We start from the raw sequence: 19,265 nt of genomic DNA on the forward strand, positions 1-19,265 counted from the left end.
TGCCCAAGGAAAGAAGAAGTATATTTTTTTAATATAAATCTACAAAAAAGATAGGATAAATAGGAAATGCAAAGCTTTAGAACAGAAATAGAAAACCCGGTAGTGGAAAAGGACATCATTGATCTGGAAAAAAAAATCAACCAGTTCAATGGAGGCAATATTGACGAGGAAAAATTCCGAAGCCTTCGGTTGGCTCGAGGTATTTATGGTCAACGCCAGCCTGGGGTACAAATGATCCGGATTAAGTTGCCTTACGGAAAGGTGACCTCAAATCAGTTGTTGCGGATTGCAGATGTTTCCGATGAGTACTCCAGAGGACGATTGCATATCACTACTCGTCAAGATATCCAGATTCATTATGTGGACTTGGAACGCACTCCAGAGCTTTGGGCGCAACTGGAGAAGGATGAAGTAACCATTCGGGAAGCTTGTGGAAATACCGTTCGCAACGTAACTGCTAGTGAAACTGCAGGAATCGATGTAGATGAACCTTTTGATGTTTCCCCCTATGCCCAAGCAGTTTTCGAATATTTCTTAAGAAATCCGATCGGGCAGGAAATGGGAAGAAAATTCAAAGTTTCTTTCTCTGCCAGTGATGCAGATACAGGACTGTCCTATATGCACGATCTTGGTTTTATCGCCAAAGAAAAAGATGGTGAAAGAGGATTTAAAGTAATGTTGGCAGGCGGATTAGGTTCTCAACCACGCCATGCCGATGAACTCTACAGCTTTTTGCCTACGGATCAAATTATTCCGTTGATGGAAGGTGTAATCCGTGTGTTCGATAGATACGGAGAGCGAAAAAGTAGAGCAAAAGCCCGGATGAAATTTTTGCTGAAGGATATCGGTCTGGATGGTTTTAAACAATTGCTGGAAGAAGAACAGACCGCAATTCCACATCAAACCTATCCCATCAATTTTGAGGAGTATCCAAAAGTAAATATCGCTGAGGTTGAAACTCCAGAAGTTATAATTGAAGACCAAAATGCGTTTGAAGAGTGGAAATCCACCAACTTGGTGCCTCAAAAACAAGAAGGTTATGTGGCTATCGGGATTAAAGTGCTATTGGGAGATTTCTACACGGACAAGGCGCGTAAACTGGCCAGATTGGTGCAGAATTATGCAGCAGGGGAGATTCGTTTGTCCCTAAGACAAAACATATTGGTTCCATATGTAAAAGAGGAATTGGTGCCATTCTTTTACCAAGAATTGAATAAACTTGGCTTTGCCGAAGCTGGCTATAACAAAGCATTGGATATCACGGCATGTCCGGGAACCGATACCTGTAATTTGGGTATTGCCAGTAGCACGGGAATTGCCGATGAGTTGGAAAGAGTAATCAAAGCTGAATATCCTCAATACATCAAAAATCCAGATGTGGTTATCAAGATCAGTGGATGTATGAACGCTTGTGGTCAGCATAACATGGCACATATTGGGTTCCAAGGAATGTCCGTTAGAACCAAGGATAAATTGGTGGCACCCGCACTTCAAGTTTTATTGGGCGGAGGAAATTATGGTGATGGAAAAGCAAGATTTGCCGACAAAGTCGCTAAGATTCCAAGTAAAAGAGGGCCGCAGGCTTTGCGTCTTATTTTGGATGACTTCGAAGCCAACGGAAATGGAACTTCTTTTACCGATTATTATGAAGCTAAAGGACAACATTATTTCTATGATTTCCTTAAACCGTTGACGGATGTGGATAATTTGACCCAAGACGATTTTATCGATTGGGGCAACGAGGAAAAATATAAAAAGGAGATTGGAATCGGGGAATGTGCGGGAGTCATTGTTGACCTTGTGGCCACATTGTTCTTTGAAAGCCAAGAGAAGATTGAAAATGCCGAAGAGGCCATCAAAGAAAGAAAATGGGCGGCAAGTATTTATTACTCCTACCAATCCATTGTGAATTCTGCGAAGGCATTGTTGACGGCCGAAAAAGTAAAGACCAATACCCATGCGAGCATCATCAAGGATTTTGATAGACTGTATGTGGAAACAGGAAAAATAGCCTTTGAGGGAGGTTTTGATAAAGTGGCCCTTCAATTAAACAAGAACGAACCATCCGAAGCATTTGCAAAAAGCTATTTGGAAGATGCCAAAACAGTGCTGAAACGTTTGGAAACGTTCAGAAAATTGGAATTGGAACATGCGTAAAGGAAAGTTGACCGTAGTTGGCGCAGGCCCGGGAGATGTGGAGTTGATTACCCTAAAAGGCATCAAGGCCTTACAAAGTGCAGACGTTGTGTTGTATGATGCATTGGTGTCCACGGAGTTATTGGAGTATACCGATCAGGCCGAGCAAATATTTGTGGGAAAGCGCAAAGGATGTTATGCTTATCAACAAGAGCAAATCAATGATTTGATCGTGCAACGAGCAAACCTAGGGCTGCATGTAGTGCGGTTAAAAGGAGGGGACCCATTTGTTTTTGGCCGTGGGGCAGAAGAAATGGAACATGCCGCTCAGTATGGAATCGAGGTTGCAGTTGTGCCGGGAATATCATCTTCGGTATCCGTACCGGCATCACAACATATTCCTGTGACCAAGAGAGGCGCCGCCGAAAGCTTTTGGGTCATTACAGGAACCACCAAAGAACATAAACTGTCCAACGATGTGGCTTTGGCCGCAAAATCCAACGCCACGGTCATCATACTTATGGGGATGTCCAAACTGGGGGAGATTATGGAACTCTTCAAAAAAGAAGGAAAAGAAAATACACCAGTGGCCATTATCCAAAATGGCACAACAAATCACGAAAGGGTTGGAATAGCAACTGTTGCCTCTATTGAGAACAAGGCAAGGGGGCAGCAGTTATCCAATCCAGCGATCATTGTAATCGGAGAAGTGGTGAATCACCGTCAAAAAATATTGGATATTCAAGAAGAGTATCAAATTAAGGGAGAAAAATTGCTAGAGAAAAATTAAATCAAATGTCAGCACTTTATGACCCAGAGCGGAGTCGAAGGGGCTTTAAGGACGAATTAAAAAGTAGTAGTATGATCAAAACAGATATCATTATAATCGGGGCGGGACCAACGGGTTTGTTCACTGTTTTTGAAGCAGGATTGTTAAAGCTAAAATGTTATTTAATTGATGCATTGGCACAACCGGGAGGCCAATGTTCCGAGATCTATCCTAAAAAACCGATTTACGATATTCCAGCCTATCCAGAAATTTTGGCGGGTACCTTGGTGGATAATCTTATGGAGCAAATAAAGCCGTTCGAGCCTGGTTTTACGTTGGGTGAGCGAGCTGAAACTTTGGAAAAGCAAGAGGATGGATCCTTTATCGTGACTACAAGTAAAGGAACACAACATCAAGCTCCAGTGGTGGTTATTGCAGGGGGGTTAGGTTCTTTTGAACCTAGAAAACCTTTGATCGCCAATATCGGATTGTTCGAAAGTAGGGGTGTGGAGTACATGATTAAGGACCCAGAGCAATTCCGTGATAAAAAAGTAGTGATTTCTGGTGGTGGTGATTCAGCTTTGGACTGGGCCATATTTCTGGCCGATGTAGCCTCCGAGGTATCTTTGGTACACCGTAGAAACGAATTCCGTGGGGCTCTGGATTCGGTGGAAAAAGCGCGGGAGTTGGCCAAATTGGGCAAGATTCGACTATATACCGAAGCTGAGGTAAAAGAAATTCATGGGAAGGACGAATTGCATGCCGTCGTAATAAAATATAATGATCAAGCAAAGGAAGATGCTTACGTAGAAACCGATTATTTTATCCCGCTTTTTGGATTGTCGCCAAAACTGGGGCCTATCGGTAACTGGGGATTGGAAATCGAAAAGAATGCCATCAAAGTAAACAATGCAAAAGATTACCAGACCAATATTCCCGGCGTATTTGCCATTGGCGATGTAAATACCTATCCTGGGAAACTTAAATTGATTTTGTCGGGCTTCCACGAAGCTGCCGTGATGTGCCAATTTGCCTATCAAATCATTAATCCAGATAAGCGATTTGTAATGAAGTATACCACGGTGGGTGGTGTTCAAGGATTTGATGGTACCAAAAAAGAAGCCAAAAAAGAAGTGGTACAGAGTATCAACTAGATAATTTAGTTTTTAGAAGCAGGGGCACCCTTTCAGAAGCAATTTTGGAGGGTGTTTTTGTTTTTAGGTTATATTTGAATTTTACAAAAAAAAAGGCCGAAATGTTCACGCTTGAGGACTTTTATGGAAAACTCCAATTGCCCATTCCCGAGGGTATCGGCAAGGACATTGGACATTTTAATGTGTTCAATATTAACGAGTACCGCACAAAGTTGAACAAGGGAGAAATGCGATATGATCGCCGTTCTTATTTTAAAATAAGCTTGATCAGTGGTAAGAACAGGGCGGAATATGCCGATAAGGTAATTCAAATAAATGATAAGGCGCTGTTGTTCGCATCGCCCAAAATCCCATATCACTATCTGCCAAAGGAAGGGGAACAGGCGGGGTATTTTTGTGTCTTCACCGAAAATTTTTTATCTAAAGATAAGAGTGGGGTTATTTTAGAAAAGTTCCCGTTATTTCAACCGGGAAGTTATCCTATCCTAACAATTTCCAATCAAGAATACGCCGACTTGGAACTGCTTTTTCAAAAAATGGATAGCGAATTGTCTTCCGATTATCCCTTTAAATTCGATTTGATTCGTGCCTATATTATTGAATTGCTGCACATAGGGCAAAAACTCCAACCAAAACTCCCAACAGAAAACAGTCATAATGCCTCTACCCGTATTACGGATATGTTTGTTGAATTGCTCGAGCGACAGTTTCCTATAAATTCGAGGGTTCAACGATTGATGCTCAAAACGGCCAACGATTATGCCGCACAATTGGCCGTGCACGCCAATCATTTAAACAAGGTTTTAAAGGAGACCACAGGCCTCACCACTACCACTATTATTCATTCCAGAATTTTTGAGGAAGCCAAGATCTTGCTCAATAACACCGATTGGACCATTTCTGAAATCGCATTTAGTCTTGGGTTTGAAGAAGTAGCACATTTTTCCAACTTTTTTAAAAAACACGCACAACTTTCCCCTTTAAAATTTAGGTCGGCCCTCAAAGTTTGATTTTTGCAAATAACAGTTTGATACTCGCAAGCAAACTTCGGCTGTTGGGGTTACTTTTGTTCATAATCAAAAATCAAGTAAAATGAACAAAGCAAAAATAGCATTGGTAACAGGAGGAAGCCGCGGACTTGGCGAGGATATGGCCATCAAATTGTCTAAAAAAGGATTCCATGTTCTGTTGACATACCATAGCAATAAAAAAGAAGCTGATAAAACGGTAAACCAAATTGAAAAAAATGGTCAAAAAGCATATGCACTCCAGCTGGATGTGGCGGACAATCAAAGTTTTGATGCCTTTGTGGGTGAAACAAAAAGAGTGTTGAACAGCTATTTTGAAGCATCAACGATTAATTTTTTAATAAATAATGCAGGAATAGGAATCAATACTCCTATACTCGAGACTACCGAAGATCAGTTCGATGTTTTGGTGAATGTCCACTTTAAAGGAGTCTTTTTTCTAACCCAAAAATTGTTGCCCATACTATCAGATGGAGGTGCTATTGTGAACATTTCGAGTGGATTGACCCGTTTTTCATTTCCCGGATTTTCGGTGTACGGTTCCTTGAAAGCAGCAGTTGAGACCTTGACAAGATACCAGGCGAAAGAATTGGCAGGCCGAAGAATAAGGGCAAATGTGGTAGCACCTGGGGCCATTGAGACCGATTTTGGTGGTGGATCCAATAAAAATGATGAAGGAAAAAGAACGGCCATAACCAATATTACGGCATTGGGTCGAGTAGGAGTCCCGGACGATGTTGGAGGCGTGGTTGCATTTTTATGCACTGAAGAAGCCAAATGGATCAATGGGCAGCGTATCGAAGTATCCGGGGGAATGCTGCTGTAAATTAACATAACGTGATTAAAAAAGGAACGGGTTGTTCGATCAGCCCGTTTTTTTAATGGTATGTTTTCTAAATATTCAGGGGCTTTTTTTGCTTTTCAATGAGGAGAGCCGTTTCTTTGTAGTTCAGTTCATTTATAAATTGAAAGTGTTATCAAGAAAGGTGGAGGGATTGGACCCTGTGAAGCCTTAGCAACCCTCGACCTCGAGAAGGTGCTACATTCTACCCTCATCTTGAAAAAAATCAAGATATTTTAGGAAATCTAAACGGTAAGGGGAAGGATAACGGACAAATACAACATCGGTTCCACACACTTCTCTTGATCTCACTATATCCTTTTTAAAAGGAAATTGTATTATGGAAAAAATTGAAGATATATTGAAGAAACGGATTTTAGTGTTGGATGGAGCCATGGGTACCATGCTACAACGCTATAAATTCAAGGAGGAGGATTTTAGGGGCGAACGTTTCAAAGATTGGACAAGTGACCTACAAGGCAACAATGATCTACTATCTCTAACCCAACCTGAAGCGGTAAAAGAAGTACATCGCAGCTTTTTACAAGCTGGCGCTGATATTTTGGAAACCAATACCTTCTCGGGAACAACCATAGCTATGGCAGATTATGGTATGGAAGAATTGGTATACGAACTCAATTATGAATCGGCCAAGCTTGCAAAGGAAGTGGCCGATGAATTCACTGATAAAAACCCAAACAAACCAAGGTTAGTAGCGGGAAGTATTGGCCCGACCAATAAGACAGCCAGTATGTCGCCCGATGTGAATGACCCAGGATTTCGTGCCATATCCTTTGATGAACTTCGAATTGCATACAAACAACAAGTTGAGGCGCTGCTCGATGGCGGTGTGGATATTTTACTGGTGGAAACCATTTTTGATACACTGAATGCCAAGGCAGCTCTTTTTGCCATTGAGGAAGTAAAAGATGAGCGGAATATAGAAGTTCCCGTGATGGTCAGTGGTACCATTACCGATGCTTCGGGCAGAACATTGTCCGGTCAGACTGCCGAAGCCTTCTTGATTTCCATTTCACATATCCCGATTTTATCGGTAGGGTTCAACTGCGCGCTGGGAGCCAAACAATTGGTACCTCATTTAGAGGTGGTTTCCGCCAAATCCGAATTTGCGGTTTCTGCACACCCCAATGCGGGGTTGCCCAATGCCTTTGGTGAATACGATGAAACACCAGAGCAAATGGCCGCACAAATAAAAGAATACGTAGAAAAAGGGTTGGTAAATATCGTAGGTGGATGTTGTGGAACCACTCCGGAACATATCAAGGCCATTGCCGCTGTAGTAAAGGATTATGAGCCAAGGTCACTATCGTTAACCGTAATTTGTTAATGTTGTTGGAAATATAGCGATGGAAATAAACGAACAACGAACAACGAACAACGAACAACGCTTTTTACGCCTGAGTGGCCTTGAACCATTGGTGGTAACCCCCGACAGTAATTTTATCAATGTGGGAGAACGGACCAATGTGGCAGGTTCCAAGCGTTTTTTACGGTTGATAAAGGAAGAAAAATACGACGAAGCCTTAGATGTTGCGCGTGATCAAGTGGAAGGTGGTGCCCAGATTATAGACATTAACATGGATGATGGTCTGATTGATGGAAAGGAAGCCATGGTCAGATTCCTGAATCTGATAGTTTCCGAACCGGATATTGCCCGCGTTCCCATTATGATTGATAGTTCCAAATGGGAAATCATCGAAGCGGGTCTGCAAGTGGTACAAGGAAAATGTGTAGTAAACTCCATTAGTCTAAAAGAAGGAGAAGAAGAATTTATCCGCCACGCCAAGTTGATAAAACGTTATGGAGCAGCTGTAATCGTGATGGCTTTTGACGAAGTTGGACAGGCAGATAATTTTGAACGACGAATTGAAATTGCCAAACGATCCTATGATGTGTTGGTCAACAAGGTCAATTTCCCACCGGAAGACATCATTTTCGATCTCAATATTTTTCCCGTGGCCACAGGAATGGAAGAACACAGGAAAAATGCAGTTGACTTTATTGAAGCCACTCGTTGGGTTAGGGAAAACTTGCCCTATTGCAGTGTTAGTGGAGGGGTAAGCAATGTGTCTTTTTCATTTCGGGGCAATAACCCGGTCCGTGAGGCTATTAATTCTGCCTTTTTGTTCCATGCCATAAAAGCCGGAATGAATATAGGCATCGTGAACCCTACCATGTTGGAGGTTTACGATGATATCCCTAAAGATCTTTTGGAATATGTGGAGGATGTGCTTTTGGATAGGCGTGATGATGCTACCGAAAGACTCTTGGAGTTTGCCGAAACCGTTGTAGGTAAAGCCAAAGAAAGCAAGGTGGATCTGTCTTGGCGGGAAGAACCGCTGCAAGATAGGATTACCCGTGCATTGGTCAAGGGAATAGATCAATATATCGTAGAAGATGTAGAAGAAGCTCGTCAGCAAGCAACCAAACCTTTGGAAGTCATCGAGGGCAACTTGATGACAGGTATGAATGTGGTTGGTGATTTGTTCGGTAGTGGAAAAATGTTCTTGCCACAGGTGGTTAAGTCTGCTAGGGTAATGAAAAAGGCTGTGGCCTATCTAACCCCTTATATTGAAGCTTCCAAAGATAAAGATGCCAAAGCAGCAGGTAAAATTTTGATGGCTACGGTTAAAGGCGATGTGCACGATATCGGGAAGAATATTGTGAGTGTGGTGCTGGCCTGTAATAATTACGAGATTGTAGATATGGGGGTGATGGTACCTCCTGAAAAAATCATCAATAAGGCCAAGGAAGAACAAGTGGATATTATCGGTTTGAGCGGTTTGATAACCCCATCTTTGGATGAAATGGTGTTTTTGGCCAAGGAAATGGAACGCCAAAACTTTGAAGTGCCCCTTTTGATTGGTGGCGCCACAACCAGCAAAGCTCACACTGCTGTAAAAATCGACCCGCAATACAGTCATTCTGTGGTGCATGTGAACGATGCTTCCAGAGCCGTAACCGTGGTGGGTGATTTGCTTCAGGAGGAGACTTCGGTGAAGTATAAAAAATCCATCAAACTGGATTACGAGAGTTTTCGCGATAAGTTTTTGAATCGTTCCAAGCACAAGGAATATTTGACGTTGGAAGATGCTCGAAAAAACAAATTGCAAATCGAATGGAATCCATCAGATATTAAAAAACCGAACCAATTGGGTGTTCAAGTGTTGGAAGATTTCGATTTGACTAAATTGGAGGAATTCATCGATTGGTCTCCATTCTTCCGAAGTTGGGATCTCCATGGAAAATATCCTGATATTTTGAACGATGAGGTGGTAGGGGAACAGGCCAAGGAGCTTTTTAAGGATGCCAAAGAACTTTTAAAACAAGTTTTGGACGAGAAACTGTTGAAAGGCAAAGCTATCTTTGGGTTATTTCCAGCCAATCAAATTGATGAAGATGATATTGAAGTAGACAAGGATGGTGAAACCTTTGTCTTTAGAACGCTGCGTCAACAATTAAAAAAGCGCGAAACTGTTCCAAATATCGGATTAGCAGATTTTATCGCCCCAAAAGATTCGGGAATTCAGGATTATATAGGTTGTTTTTGTGTGAGCACAGGATTTGGAACCCAAGAATTGGCCACTGAGTTTGAAAAGAATCACGATGATTACAATTCCATTATGATCAAAGCTCTGGCAGATAGGTTGGCTGAAGCTTTTGCTGAATATTTGCACAAGGAGGTTCGGACCAAACATTGGGGCTATGCAGTGGATGAGAATCTGGATAACGACGCTCTGATTAAAGAAAAATACCGAGGTATTCGACCTGCACCGGGCTATCCAGCCTGTCCCGACCATTTGGAAAAACTGACAATTTGGGATATGATGAAGGTGGAAGAGAAAATAGGCGTGAAATTGACCGATAGTTTGGCCATGTGGCCGGCTGCCAGTGTAAGTGGCTATTATTTTGGACACCCAGAGGCCAAATATTTTGGATTGGGAAAAATTAAACAAGATCAGGTTCAGGATTTTGCTGAACGAAAAAATATAAAACTGGAAGAGGCCCAAAAGTGGCTGGCACCTAATATTGTTGATAGTTAACAGTTTTTGGTTAATGGAATATATCGAATTGGATGTTTGGAAAGAATCGCGTGAATTGGTTAAGTTGGTTTATGACTTGACCAAAGTATTTCCAAAGGAAGAAATATATGGCCTGACCAATCAAATAAGAAGATGTAGTTGTTCGATACCTTCAAATATTGCAGAAGGATGTGGTAGAAAAACTCCAAATGATACCATTCGATTTTTATACATTGCAAGAGGTTCATTATATGAGTTGGAGACACAATTGTTTTTGTCATTTGATCAAGAATATTTAAGTCAAAAGGAATTGGATTTAATTTTGAGTCAAATAGTACTTTGCAAAAAGTTGTTAAATGGTTTTATAAGTTATTATGGATCTCTCTAATTTTTACCATCAACCATCAACCATCAACCATCAACCATCAACCATCAACCATCAACTAATAACGATTAACGGATAACCGTAAAATGAAAATTACCGACCACATAAATAAAGCAAACGGAGAAACGCTTTTCAGTTTTGAAATCGTTCCACCCGTAAAAGGGAAGAGTATTCAAGAACTCTATAAAAATATTGACCCTTTAATGGAGTTCAAGCCACCCTTTATAGATGTGACCACCTCCAGAGAAGAGTATGTGTACAAAGAGAAAAATGGCTTGCTGGACAAAAAGTTGACACGAACGCGTCCCGGTACCTTAGGTATATGTGCTTCATTAAAACATAAATACGATGTGGATACGGTTCCACATGTGCTGTGTGGTGGGTTTACCAAGGAGGAAACCGAATATTTGTTGGTGGACTGTCAATATTTAGAGATAGAGAACGTGATGGCGCTTCGTGGTGATGCCCGTAAAGAGGAAAAATATTTTATACCTACCAAGGGCGGGCACCAATATGCTTCCGAATTGGTAAAACAGATTTATGATGTGAACCAAGGAAACTATTTGCACGATTCCATTGAATCCAATGATTGTGGAGACTTCTGCATAGGTGTGGCAGGTTACCCCGAAAAGCATATGGAAGCACCCTCTTTGCAATCCGATTTAAAACGTTTGAAGGAAAAAGTGGATTTGGGAGCGGATTATGTGGTGACCCAGATGTTTTTTGACAATCAAAAATTCTTTGCCTTTGTTAAGGCTGCCCGCGAAATGGGTATTGAAGTGCCGATTATTCCTGGAATCAAACCCATAGCGGTTAAAAGACATTTACAATTGTTGCCCCAAGTTTTTAGAGTGGACATACCACAAGATCTTATAGATGCCGTAGAGGCCTGTAAAACCAACCAAGAAGTACGACAAGTTGGTGTGGAGTGGGCAATTCAGCAATCAAAAGAATTAAAGGAGTCCGGAGTACCCGTGTTACACTACTATTCCATGGGAAAATCAGATAATATAAAGGCAATTGCCAAGGAACTTTTTTAATTTTCCTACTTTAGCTATCCATGAGGTACCTACTTGGCCTAATTCTATTGTTGACTTCATTTTTAGGGATTTCCCAATCCGATGAAGATCCAAAAAAATTCGTGTTGGATGCGAATCAGTTTTACGGCTCCATATTGCTCCATAACCCGGATATTTCGCACTTGATCACCAATCATCCGGCAGGTGTAATTCTTGGAATAAGTAGAAAAACCTACGGACAAAAAGAATGGGAAGCGGATTTTGGTTATCCAGATACAGGCTACACCTTTGTTTATCAAAATACGAACAATCCAACCCTTGGTGATCATTTTGGACTTTACGGACATTACAATTTTTACTTTCTGAAAAGAAATGTTCAATTGAGAGTTGCTCAGGGATTGGCTTACAATGCCAACCCGTACGATAAAGATGAAAATTTCAGGAACAATGCCTACGGAAGCCATATTTTGAGCAGTACCTTGTTGATGCTCAACTATCATAAAGAAAACCTCTTCGCCGGTTTGGGAGTGAATGCTGGGTTGTCTTTTATCCATTATTCCAATGCCAATTTTAAGGCGCCCAATACTTCTACCAATACGTTTGCCTTTAATATTGGCTTGACGTATAATTTAGATCATGAAACTACTTATAAGTATCTAAAACCAGAATCAACTGGGGAAATATCGGAGCCTGTTCGATATAACTTAGTGTTTCGGGCTGGAGCTAATGAAAGTGACGTAATAAACATGGGTCGTTATGGCTTTGCCATTGTTTCGGCCTATGCCGATAAACGTTTGGGAAAACGAAGCGCTATACAACTGGGAACCGATATTTTCTTTTCCAATTTTTTAAAGGAGTTGATTCGTTATCAATCCATATCGTTCCCAGAATTGGATGTTGACCCTGATGCCGATTATAAGCGGGTAGGGGTATTTATAGGTCATGAACTTTTTGTGAATAAGATGAGTGTTGTTGCCCAATTGGGATATTATGTGTACTACCCGTTCGATTTTGAGGGGAAAATCTACAATAGGATTGGTATGAAACGCTATTTTGGGAAGAGGATTTTTGGAGCGGTTACCCTAAAATCGCATGGGGCAAAAGCGGAAGCCGTAGAATTTGGAATAGGAATTAGACTATAGTATTGAGATTAGAGATGTTAGAATTTAGAAGATGTGAAAGAATAATTAATGTCACCTCGAGAGCAATCGAGAGGCGTTTTTATTTGGTATTTTTTCTAATTCTGATTTCTTGCAATGGCGAAAATGTTCCCGATTGTTTTCAAAATGCTGGTGACCTGGTGCGTGAACAGATCGATCTTCCCGAATTTGCCAAGATCACTGTTTTTGAAAACCTTAATGTGGTGCTAAAACAAGGCAATGTACAATCGGTGGAAATAGAAACTGGGGAATATTTGCGAAATGAAGTTACCGCCATTGTGGAAGAGGACCGTTTAGTTCTTAGAAATGAAAATAGCTGTAACTATGTCCGCGATTATGGTTTGACAACCGTGTACATTACTTCTCCGAATTTGACCGAAATAAGGAGTAGCACAGGACTGTTGATTTCGAGTGATGGGGTTTTGGAATATCCTAGTTTAAGTTTAATTGCCGAAAGTTTTAATAACCCGGAAACCGAGACTACAGATGGTTCTTTTGATATAGAATTAAAGTCATCTACGGTTAGAATTACAGTAAACGGCATTGCTTATTTTAAGCTTCGTGGCGAAACCGAAAACCTAAATGTAAATATCGCAGCAGGGGATTCAAGGATAGAGGCCCAACTACTGGTGTCCGAAAATGTTAACTTAAACCATAGAGGTTCCAACGATGTTTTTGTGAATCCGCAGCAAAGTATAAGCGGAGTAATTAGTGGAACAGGGGATGTAATCAGTGTGAACACTCCGCCTGAGGTTGACGTAGAGGAAATCTTCAATGGTAGATTGATTTTCCAAGATTAAGAATCAATAATCTCCATTAACTTTAATATTTCTGGTTAATTTCGGGACTCAAACCGAATTCTTGGGGAATCTGTTCGCACATATTAAAAGTTATTTCTCACCATTTCCAAAGGTTAAATCTTTAGATGGGTTGCAAGGACTGGAAAAGGTCGATGCGCTTTTTCATAATCTGGTCGCAGAGAAAAAAGTTCCGGGATTGGCCGTGACTTTTTTGGATAAAGATGAAACTGTGCTTCAAAAAGGGTATGGATTTTCTAATCTTGACAAGAAAATCTTTGTCGACCCAAAGCAAACAGTTTTTCGTATTGCAAGTATTTCCAAATGCATTACGGGTTTGGCCTTAGGAAAAATGGTAGAAGATAGGATAATCAATTTGGATGAATCCATTTATACCTGCGTGCCATATTACCCCAAAAAACGTTTTGGTTTTACACTAAGGCAATTGGCTTCGCACACCGCCGGAATACGCGGTTATCGCGGTAAAGAATATGCATTAAACCAAGATTTTTCCATTAAAGACGGGATCAACATGTTCAAAAACGATCCGTTGGTGTTTAAACCTGGAACTGGCTATTTATATAATAGTTTTGATTTTGTTCTTCTCTCCCTTGCCATGCAAGAGGCAAGTGGAGTGCCGTTTGAAAGATATGTTGAGGAACATATTTTGAAGCCTTTGGGATTGCATGGCACATTTTCCCCGAATTATGGGGCCGGTTTAAAAAAAATGGAAAACCATGCGCATTTCTATACCAAACGATCTATGTGTTTTAAACAATCTGTTGAGGTAAACAATCAATATAAATTGGCAGGAGGTGGATATTTGTCGACCTCTAAAGATGTAGCACGGTTAGGTAGAGCCATTTTAAAACGCGAATTACTGAGTGATGCAACGTATGACCAATTGTTGACTTCGGAATTGATCAATGGCAAACCTACTTACTACGGTCTGGGATTTCAGGTAAGTCAAGATGCAAAGGATAGGTATTTTGTGGGACATATAGGCAGTAGTGTTGGAGCTTATACCAACCTTTACATCTATCCAGAGCAGGAAAAAGTGATTTCCATCCTCATCAATTGTACAGACCCAAAGGTGCAGCCTGTATTAGATGAGGCAATTGATTGTTTTTTAAAAGATAACGTTTAGATTTTGCTTTCCAGTTCCTCTTCAATTTCCAAGGCGTATTTTTTACAAAGATCAAAAGTTTCCGTTACATCTTCCATAGAAGTTCTTGGGTTGATCAAGCACATACGGAGCACAATTTGACCGTTTAAAATAGTGGTGACCAAAAGCGCCTTTCTAGATCCAACCACTTTTTCGGAAATGTATTGGTTGATTTTGTCCAATTCTTTCTCCGAATAATTTTTATTGATGGGGTTGTACCTAAAATTGATGACCGCTAAGGTTGCCGGGAAAACCACTTCCCAACTTTTGCTGCCCCTGAGCATGGTCTCTACTTCTTCCGCCAAATCAATATTATAGGAAATAGCATCCCGGAACTCTTTTAAACCAAAGGTTTTTAAAGACATGTAAAACTTTAGGGCACGGAACCTTCGGGTCAGTTGAATACCATGGTCATAAAAATTGATTTCGGAGGTGTTCCCCTCGATATCCCTTAAATATTCTGGTTTTTCCGTAAAGGTGTTGCTTAGGTTTTTGTGGTTTCGTACCAAAAGACATCCCATTTCATAAGGTTGAAAAAACCATTTGTGGGGGTCCACGGTCAAAGAATTCGCTTTTTCAATGCCTTTCATGGCCAATTTACCTTTTTTGGATAGAATAGCTGCTCCTCCATACGCCCCATCAATGTGGTACCAAATGTTTTCTTTTTTGCAGATTTTGCCCAGCTCTACCAAAGGATCTACCGTACCTGTGTTTGTAGTTCCTGCAGTTGCTATTAAACAAAAAGGATGCAATCCCTCCAATCTATCCTTTGCAATACAATTTTTGAGTTTGTTTACCGAGAACTTTAGTTCACTATCTGTAGGGATAATTCGAATCTGTTCCTTTTTAAATCCTAATACCCGAATGGCCTTAATGTTGGAAGAATGGGCTTGGTCAGATAGATAGATGACAGCCTTTGAAAAATCATCGCCACATTTAATGCGACGGGCAGTAACCACCGCAGTCAAGTTGGCCATAGAGCCACCACTGGTAAAAATACCGCCCCCTTTTTTCTTGGGGAAACCAAAAATCTTCAACAACCATTGAATGGTAACTATTTCCAATTCCGCAGCAGCTGGGCTAGCGGCCCACCCGCCAGAAAAAATATTATAGCCCGTTGCTAGGGCATCTGCCATTACACTAATATAGTTACTTGGTCCTGGAACAAAAGAAAAGGATTTGGGGTGTGCCATATTCGCACTATTGGTCATAACCTTTTCCAGAACAAAGTCCAACACTTGGGTCGGTTCCGAACCTTGTTCGGGAGCTTCCTCCAAAAACAAGGAATCCATTTCTTTCCTTGAACCAAGTGCGACCGGTAGCTTCTGGTGTTGTGTGGAATGATGCTCAACAATGGCATCAACAATTTGATAACCATAGCTTTTCATCTCTTCTTTGGATAGTTCCAATTTGGCAGTATTCTTTTTCATTGGGCTCTATTTCTTCTGAACTGCAAAAGTACCATATTTGGAACGGTTTTCAGCTTCCTTTCAGGAGAGAGTCAACACGAATCAGGGCAAAAGGAATTAAGATGTAAGTTCTGTAAAGAGACTTTCCAAGTTTTTGTTTTTTCTGCTAAGTTGTAACGTTTTTAGTGAATTGTCGTGTGCAAAATCGAAAACAGCGGGCCGCATATCCTTAGATGTTGTAAAAGTGATTTCGTAGACAAAGCCACCGGTGTTTTTTACGTTGGACACGTTTGGCATTTGTTGTAGCAACTGCTCTTCTACCCGGTAGTCAAATTCAACTTCGATAATTTGCTCCTCGGCTTCGCGAAGTTCCTCCAATTTTTTATCGGCCACCAATTCTCCTTTGTTGATGATGATCACACGATCACATACGGCTTCCACTTCTTTCATAATATGAGTGGAAAGTAAAATGGTCTTTTCTTTACTGATTTCACGTATCAATTTTCGGATTTCGATCAATTGATTTGGATCAAGGCCGGTCGTGGGTTCATCTAGTATCAAAACTTCTGGGTCGTGCAACAAGGCGGCTGCAAGTCCTACACGTTGACGGTATCCTTTGGATAACTGTCCAATTTTTTTGTGGGCCTCGGGGGTCAAACCCGTTTGCTCGATTACCTGGTTTATTTTGGACCTGTCCACTTTGTACACATCGGCATTGAACGATAAATATTCTCTTACGTACATCTCCAGATATAAGGGATTGTGTTCTGGTAGGTAGCCTATACTTTTTTGAACTTTTTTTTCTGCGGCGAGTACATCAAAACCGTTTACCGATGCTTCTCCATTGTCCGCTTTGTAATAGGTGGTCAAGATCCTCATCATGGTGGACTTGCCGGCACCATTTGGGCCTAAAAACCCAACAACTTCACCCTTGTTGATGGTGAACGAAACATTGTTCAATGCTTTTTGGGTTCCAAAGGTTTTGGTGATGTTCTTAACGGTAATGGACATTTGTACTAGTTTAATTGCTTTCAAAAATACACTTTTATAGGTTTTGTTCACTACAAGTAAGGGCAAGGATAATTGGCCTGTTACGATCCTTTAAAAAACTATCAAAATGTGAATTTGAAAAAAAAATCGATTTTCTGTAAGATAATGTTCAATGAGAATCAACTTTTTAAAAAATATCAAAAAAAATATGGGATTGGAGTAGTGTTTAGGATTGAATGCCTAAATTAGCCGACAATTAACAAAGAGATGACAAACACGTATTTCTGGAACCGTTTTTATTTTTACTTCTTTTTTCAAAGAGGAACGGGACTATTCTAGATACGTTTAAAGTATAACTAATTCATAAAGTCCCGATAGCATCGGGGCTTTTTTTTTGCCATGGGTTTAAAAATAGCCATACAGGGAATAAAGGGGTCCAACCACCATCAAGTAGCCAAAGATTTTTTTGGAAGTAATATTGAGTTATTGGAATGCAATTCCTTTGATGCCGTAGTGGATAGTTTATTGTTGGGCATTGCGGACAAAGGTATTATGGCGATAGAAAATTCTATTGCAGGATCTATAATCCCCAACTATAATCTGGTGTACCACAATAACATCCATATTATTGGAGAGCATTACCTTAACATTCATCATAACCTAATGGTTTTAAAAGGAAAAACATTTGATGATATCCGCGAGGTGCATTCGCATCCAATGGCATTGTTGCAGTGCAAAGAGTTTTTTAAGGCCCATCCGCAGATAAAACTTGTTGAAAGTGTGGATACTGCGGAAACCGCAAAAAGAATAAAAGAAGGTAAGTTGGCTAATATAGCTGCAATTGCTCCCAAAATGGCGGCAGAATTGTACGGATTGGATATTATTGCTGATAACATCCAAACTATTGTAAATAACTCAACACGTTTTATAATCCTTAAAAAGCAGAACAAGGTGTTGCCAGAGGAAGAAATAAACAAGGCTTCTTTAAGATTCATTACCGATCATAAACGGGGGAGTTTGGCCACTGTATTGAACGTGATGAGCGATTGTAACATGAACCTTACCAAAATTCAATCCTTGCCGGTAATAAAGACCCCTTGGAAGTATGCCTTCTTTGTTGATGTCACTTTTGAGAGTTATGAACAATTTTCCAAAACTAAATCTTTGCTGGAGATTATGGCAGAGGATTTTCGGGTTTTGGGCGAATACAAAAATGCATTGATCCTATGATAACTGCAGATAGGTTAAATAGCGTAAAGGAATACTATTTCTCTACAAAATTAAGAGAAGTCCGTGGGCTAATCGCACAAGGAAGACCCATTATAAATATGGGGATCGGCAGCCCCGATTTGGCACCCTCGCCACAAGTGTTGGAAACACTAAGGGATTCCATAATAGAAGCAGGGGCACACCAGTACCAGAGCTATCAGGGACTGCCAAAACTAAGGGAAGCGATTGCAGACTTCTACCATCAAAAATTCGATGTAAACGTAGATCCGAACACGGATATTTTACCATTGATGGGTTCCAAGGAAGGCATTATGCACATTAGCATGGCTTTTTTAAACAATGGCGACGAGGCTTTGATCCCCAATCCGGGATACCCGACATATGCGGCTGTGACCAGTTTAGTAGGCGCTGTTCCTATACAGTACAATTTATCCGAAAAAAACGGTTGGTTTCCGGATTTGGACGAGCTAGCTACAAAAGACCTGTCCAAGGTAAAGTTAATGTGGGTAAGCTATCCTCATATGCCAACTGGTGCAACGGCCACCGTAGAACAGCTTAAAATGTTAGTGGATTTTGCGAAAAAGAACCAAATTCTATTGGTGAACGATAACCCGTACAGTTTTGTGCTTTCCAGTAACCCGACCAGTATTTTGTCCATTGATGGGGCAAAAGAATGCACTTTGGAACTGAACAGTCTCAGCAAGACCTTTAATATGGCAGGATGGCGAGTGGGCATGGTATTGGGCAATGCGGAGCACATAAATGCAGTGCTAAAGGTAAAGAGCAATATGGATTCCGGGATGTTCTATGGCATTCAAAAAGGAGCCATCGCAGCCTTGCAAAGCGGGCCGGAGTGGTTCGAGGCTTTGGACACAGTCTATACCAAAAGACGGGAGCTTATGTTTAGATTGGTGGACAAATTAGGATGCTCCTACGACGAGAACGCGGTCGGTATGTTTGTGTGGAGCAAGCTTCCAGCTGGGTCACCCCCATCAGAACAATTTATAGATGAAATATTGTACAGCAGAGATATTTTTATAGCCCCGGGAACCATTTTTGGAAGTAATGGCGAGGGCTATATTCGTTTTTCACTTTGTGTAAAAGAAGAAAAGATCAAAGAAGCGATCCAAAGATTTTAG

The 19,265-nt window shown here is 40.9% G+C and carries 16 protein-coding genes and 1 riboswitch; of the genes, 14 read left to right on the forward strand and 2 right to left on the reverse strand.

Going from position 1 to position 19,265, the window contains the following annotated elements; genetic code table 11:
* Positions 1–66 precede the first annotated feature (66 nt).
* The 12 genes from MJO53_RS10570 (at position 67) to MJO53_RS10625 (ending at position 14,479) form a co-directional block, all read left to right on the forward strand.
* Positions 67–2,157: a HEPN domain-containing protein gene (locus tag MJO53_RS10570; RefSeq protein WP_252079054.1), complete on the forward strand. Its 2,091-nt coding sequence runs from the start codon at positions 67–69 to the stop codon at positions 2,155–2,157.
* A complete protein-coding gene (gene cobA, locus MJO53_RS10575) occupies positions 2,150–2,926 on the forward strand; it encodes a uroporphyrinogen-III C-methyltransferase (RefSeq protein WP_252079055.1) in 777 nt (258 codons plus the stop codon). The genes MJO53_RS10570 and cobA overlap by 8 nt, the downstream gene beginning before the upstream one ends.
* A 71-nt stretch (positions 2,927–2,997) precedes the next feature.
* Positions 2,998–4,059, forward strand: coding sequence for an NAD(P)/FAD-dependent oxidoreductase (locus tag MJO53_RS10580; protein WP_252081243.1), 1,062 nt, complete (start codon positions 2,998–3,000; stop codon positions 4,057–4,059).
* A 101-nt stretch (positions 4,060–4,160) separates the two neighbouring features.
* Positions 4,161–5,069 carry a helix-turn-helix domain-containing protein gene (locus MJO53_RS10585; protein WP_252079056.1) on the forward strand — a complete coding sequence of 303 codons (909 nt, stop codon included), beginning with the start codon at positions 4,161–4,163 and terminating at the stop codon, positions 5,067–5,069.
* A gap of 82 nt (positions 5,070–5,151) precedes the next feature.
* On the forward strand, positions 5,152–5,913 hold the full coding sequence (locus MJO53_RS10590) for an SDR family NAD(P)-dependent oxidoreductase (RefSeq protein ID WP_224835351.1): 762 nt from the start codon (positions 5,152–5,154) through the stop codon (positions 5,911–5,913).
* A 145-nt stretch (positions 5,914–6,058) separates the two neighbouring features.
* Positions 6,059–6,166, forward strand: a riboswitch (SAM riboswitch).
* Positions 6,167–6,268: 102 nt separating this feature from the next.
* Positions 6,269–7,276: a homocysteine S-methyltransferase family protein gene (locus MJO53_RS10595; RefSeq protein ID WP_252079057.1), complete on the forward strand. Its 1,008-nt coding sequence runs from the start codon at positions 6,269–6,271 to the stop codon at positions 7,274–7,276.
* Between the two features lie 19 nt (positions 7,277–7,295).
* Complete coding sequence (gene metH / locus MJO53_RS10600; RefSeq protein WP_224835349.1) at positions 7,296–9,992, forward strand: methionine synthase; 2,697 nt, start codon at positions 7,296–7,298, stop codon at positions 9,990–9,992.
* Between the two features lie 13 nt (positions 9,993–10,005).
* Positions 10,006–10,359: a four helix bundle protein gene (locus MJO53_RS10605; RefSeq protein ID WP_252079058.1), complete on the forward strand. Its 354-nt coding sequence runs from the start codon at positions 10,006–10,008 to the stop codon at positions 10,357–10,359.
* Between the two features lie 83 nt (positions 10,360–10,442).
* On the forward strand, positions 10,443–11,396 hold the full coding sequence (gene metF, locus MJO53_RS10610; protein WP_252079059.1) for a methylenetetrahydrofolate reductase [NAD(P)H]: 954 nt from the start codon (positions 10,443–10,445) through the stop codon (positions 11,394–11,396).
* Positions 11,397–11,416: 20 nt separating this feature from the next.
* The gene (locus tag MJO53_RS10615) at positions 11,417–12,517 is read left to right on the forward strand and encodes an acyloxyacyl hydrolase (RefSeq protein ID WP_252079060.1); all 1,101 of its coding nucleotides are present in this window, start codon (positions 11,417–11,419) and stop codon (positions 12,515–12,517) included.
* Positions 12,518–12,675: 158 nt separating this feature from the next.
* A complete protein-coding gene (locus MJO53_RS10620) occupies positions 12,676–13,335 on the forward strand; it encodes a head GIN domain-containing protein (RefSeq protein ID WP_252079061.1) in 660 nt (219 codons plus the stop codon).
* 61 nt (positions 13,336–13,396) lie between these two features.
* Complete coding sequence (locus MJO53_RS10625) at positions 13,397–14,479, forward strand: serine hydrolase domain-containing protein (RefSeq protein WP_252079062.1); 1,083 nt, start codon at positions 13,397–13,399, stop codon at positions 14,477–14,479.
* Here MJO53_RS10625 and MJO53_RS10630 read toward each other — a convergent pair.
* Positions 14,476–15,927 carry a pyridoxal phosphate-dependent decarboxylase family protein gene (locus tag MJO53_RS10630; protein ID WP_252079063.1) on the reverse strand — a complete coding sequence of 484 codons (1,452 nt, stop codon included), beginning with the start codon at positions 15,925–15,927 and terminating at the stop codon, positions 14,476–14,478. The two genes, MJO53_RS10625 and MJO53_RS10630, sit on opposite strands and share 4 nt — an antisense overlap.
* 96 nt (positions 15,928–16,023) lie before the next feature.
* Positions 16,024–16,917, reverse strand: a complete 894-nt coding sequence (gene gldA, locus MJO53_RS10635; RefSeq protein WP_252079064.1) for a gliding motility-associated ABC transporter ATP-binding subunit GldA — start codon at positions 16,915–16,917, stop codon at positions 16,024–16,026.
* Between the two features lie 378 nt (positions 16,918–17,295).
* Here gldA and MJO53_RS10640 point away from each other — a divergent pair, with 378 nt between their 5' ends.
* Together MJO53_RS10640 and MJO53_RS10645 are read left to right on the forward strand one after the other, a co-directional pair.
* Complete coding sequence (locus MJO53_RS10640) at positions 17,296–18,126, forward strand: prephenate dehydratase (RefSeq protein WP_224835342.1); 831 nt, start codon at positions 17,296–17,298, stop codon at positions 18,124–18,126.
* On the forward strand, positions 18,123–19,265 hold the full coding sequence (locus tag MJO53_RS10645; RefSeq protein ID WP_224835341.1) for a pyridoxal phosphate-dependent aminotransferase: 1,143 nt from the start codon (positions 18,123–18,125) through the stop codon (positions 19,263–19,265). The genes MJO53_RS10640 and MJO53_RS10645 overlap by 4 nt, the downstream gene beginning before the upstream one ends.

It is taken from the genome of Flagellimonas marinaquae (assembly GCF_023716465.1).
Taxonomy (GTDB): domain Bacteria; phylum Bacteroidota; class Bacteroidia; order Flavobacteriales; family Flavobacteriaceae; genus Flagellimonas; species Flagellimonas alginolytica.

Excerpts from the sequence above, each read along its gene's own strand:
- MJO53_RS10570 (WP_252079054.1), top strand. The coding sequence starts at position 67 with ATGCAAAGCTTTAGAACAGAAATAGAAAACCCGGTAGTGGAAAAGGAC.
- cobA (WP_252079055.1), top strand. The coding sequence starts at position 2,150 with ATGCGTAAAGGAAAGTTGACCGTAGTTGGCGCAGGCCCGGGAGATGTG.
- MJO53_RS10580 (WP_252081243.1), top strand. The coding sequence starts at position 2,998 with ATGATCAAAACAGATATCATTATAATCGGGGCGGGACCAACGGGTTTG.
- MJO53_RS10585 (WP_252079056.1), top strand. The coding sequence starts at position 4,161 with ATGTTCACGCTTGAGGACTTTTATGGAAAACTCCAATTGCCCATTCCC.
- MJO53_RS10590 (WP_224835351.1), top strand. The coding sequence starts at position 5,152 with ATGAACAAAGCAAAAATAGCATTGGTAACAGGAGGAAGCCGCGGACTT.
- MJO53_RS10595 (WP_252079057.1), top strand. The coding sequence starts at position 6,269 with ATGGAAAAAATTGAAGATATATTGAAGAAACGGATTTTAGTGTTGGAT.
- metH (WP_224835349.1), top strand. The coding sequence starts at position 7,296 with ATGGAAATAAACGAACAACGAACAACGAACAACGAACAACGCTTTTTA.
- MJO53_RS10605 (WP_252079058.1), top strand. The coding sequence starts at position 10,006 with ATGGAATATATCGAATTGGATGTTTGGAAAGAATCGCGTGAATTGGTT.
- metF (WP_252079059.1), top strand. The coding sequence starts at position 10,443 with ATGAAAATTACCGACCACATAAATAAAGCAAACGGAGAAACGCTTTTC.
- MJO53_RS10615 (WP_252079060.1), top strand. The coding sequence starts at position 11,417 with ATGAGGTACCTACTTGGCCTAATTCTATTGTTGACTTCATTTTTAGGG.
- MJO53_RS10630 (WP_252079063.1), bottom strand. The coding sequence starts at position 15,927 with ATGAAAAAGAATACTGCCAAATTGGAACTATCCAAAGAAGAGATGAAA.
- gldA (WP_252079064.1), bottom strand. The coding sequence starts at position 16,917 with ATGTCCATTACCGTTAAGAACATCACCAAAACCTTTGGAACCCAAAAA.
- MJO53_RS10640 (WP_224835342.1), top strand. The coding sequence starts at position 17,296 with ATGGGTTTAAAAATAGCCATACAGGGAATAAAGGGGTCCAACCACCAT.
- MJO53_RS10645 (WP_224835341.1), top strand. The coding sequence starts at position 18,123 with ATGATAACTGCAGATAGGTTAAATAGCGTAAAGGAATACTATTTCTCT.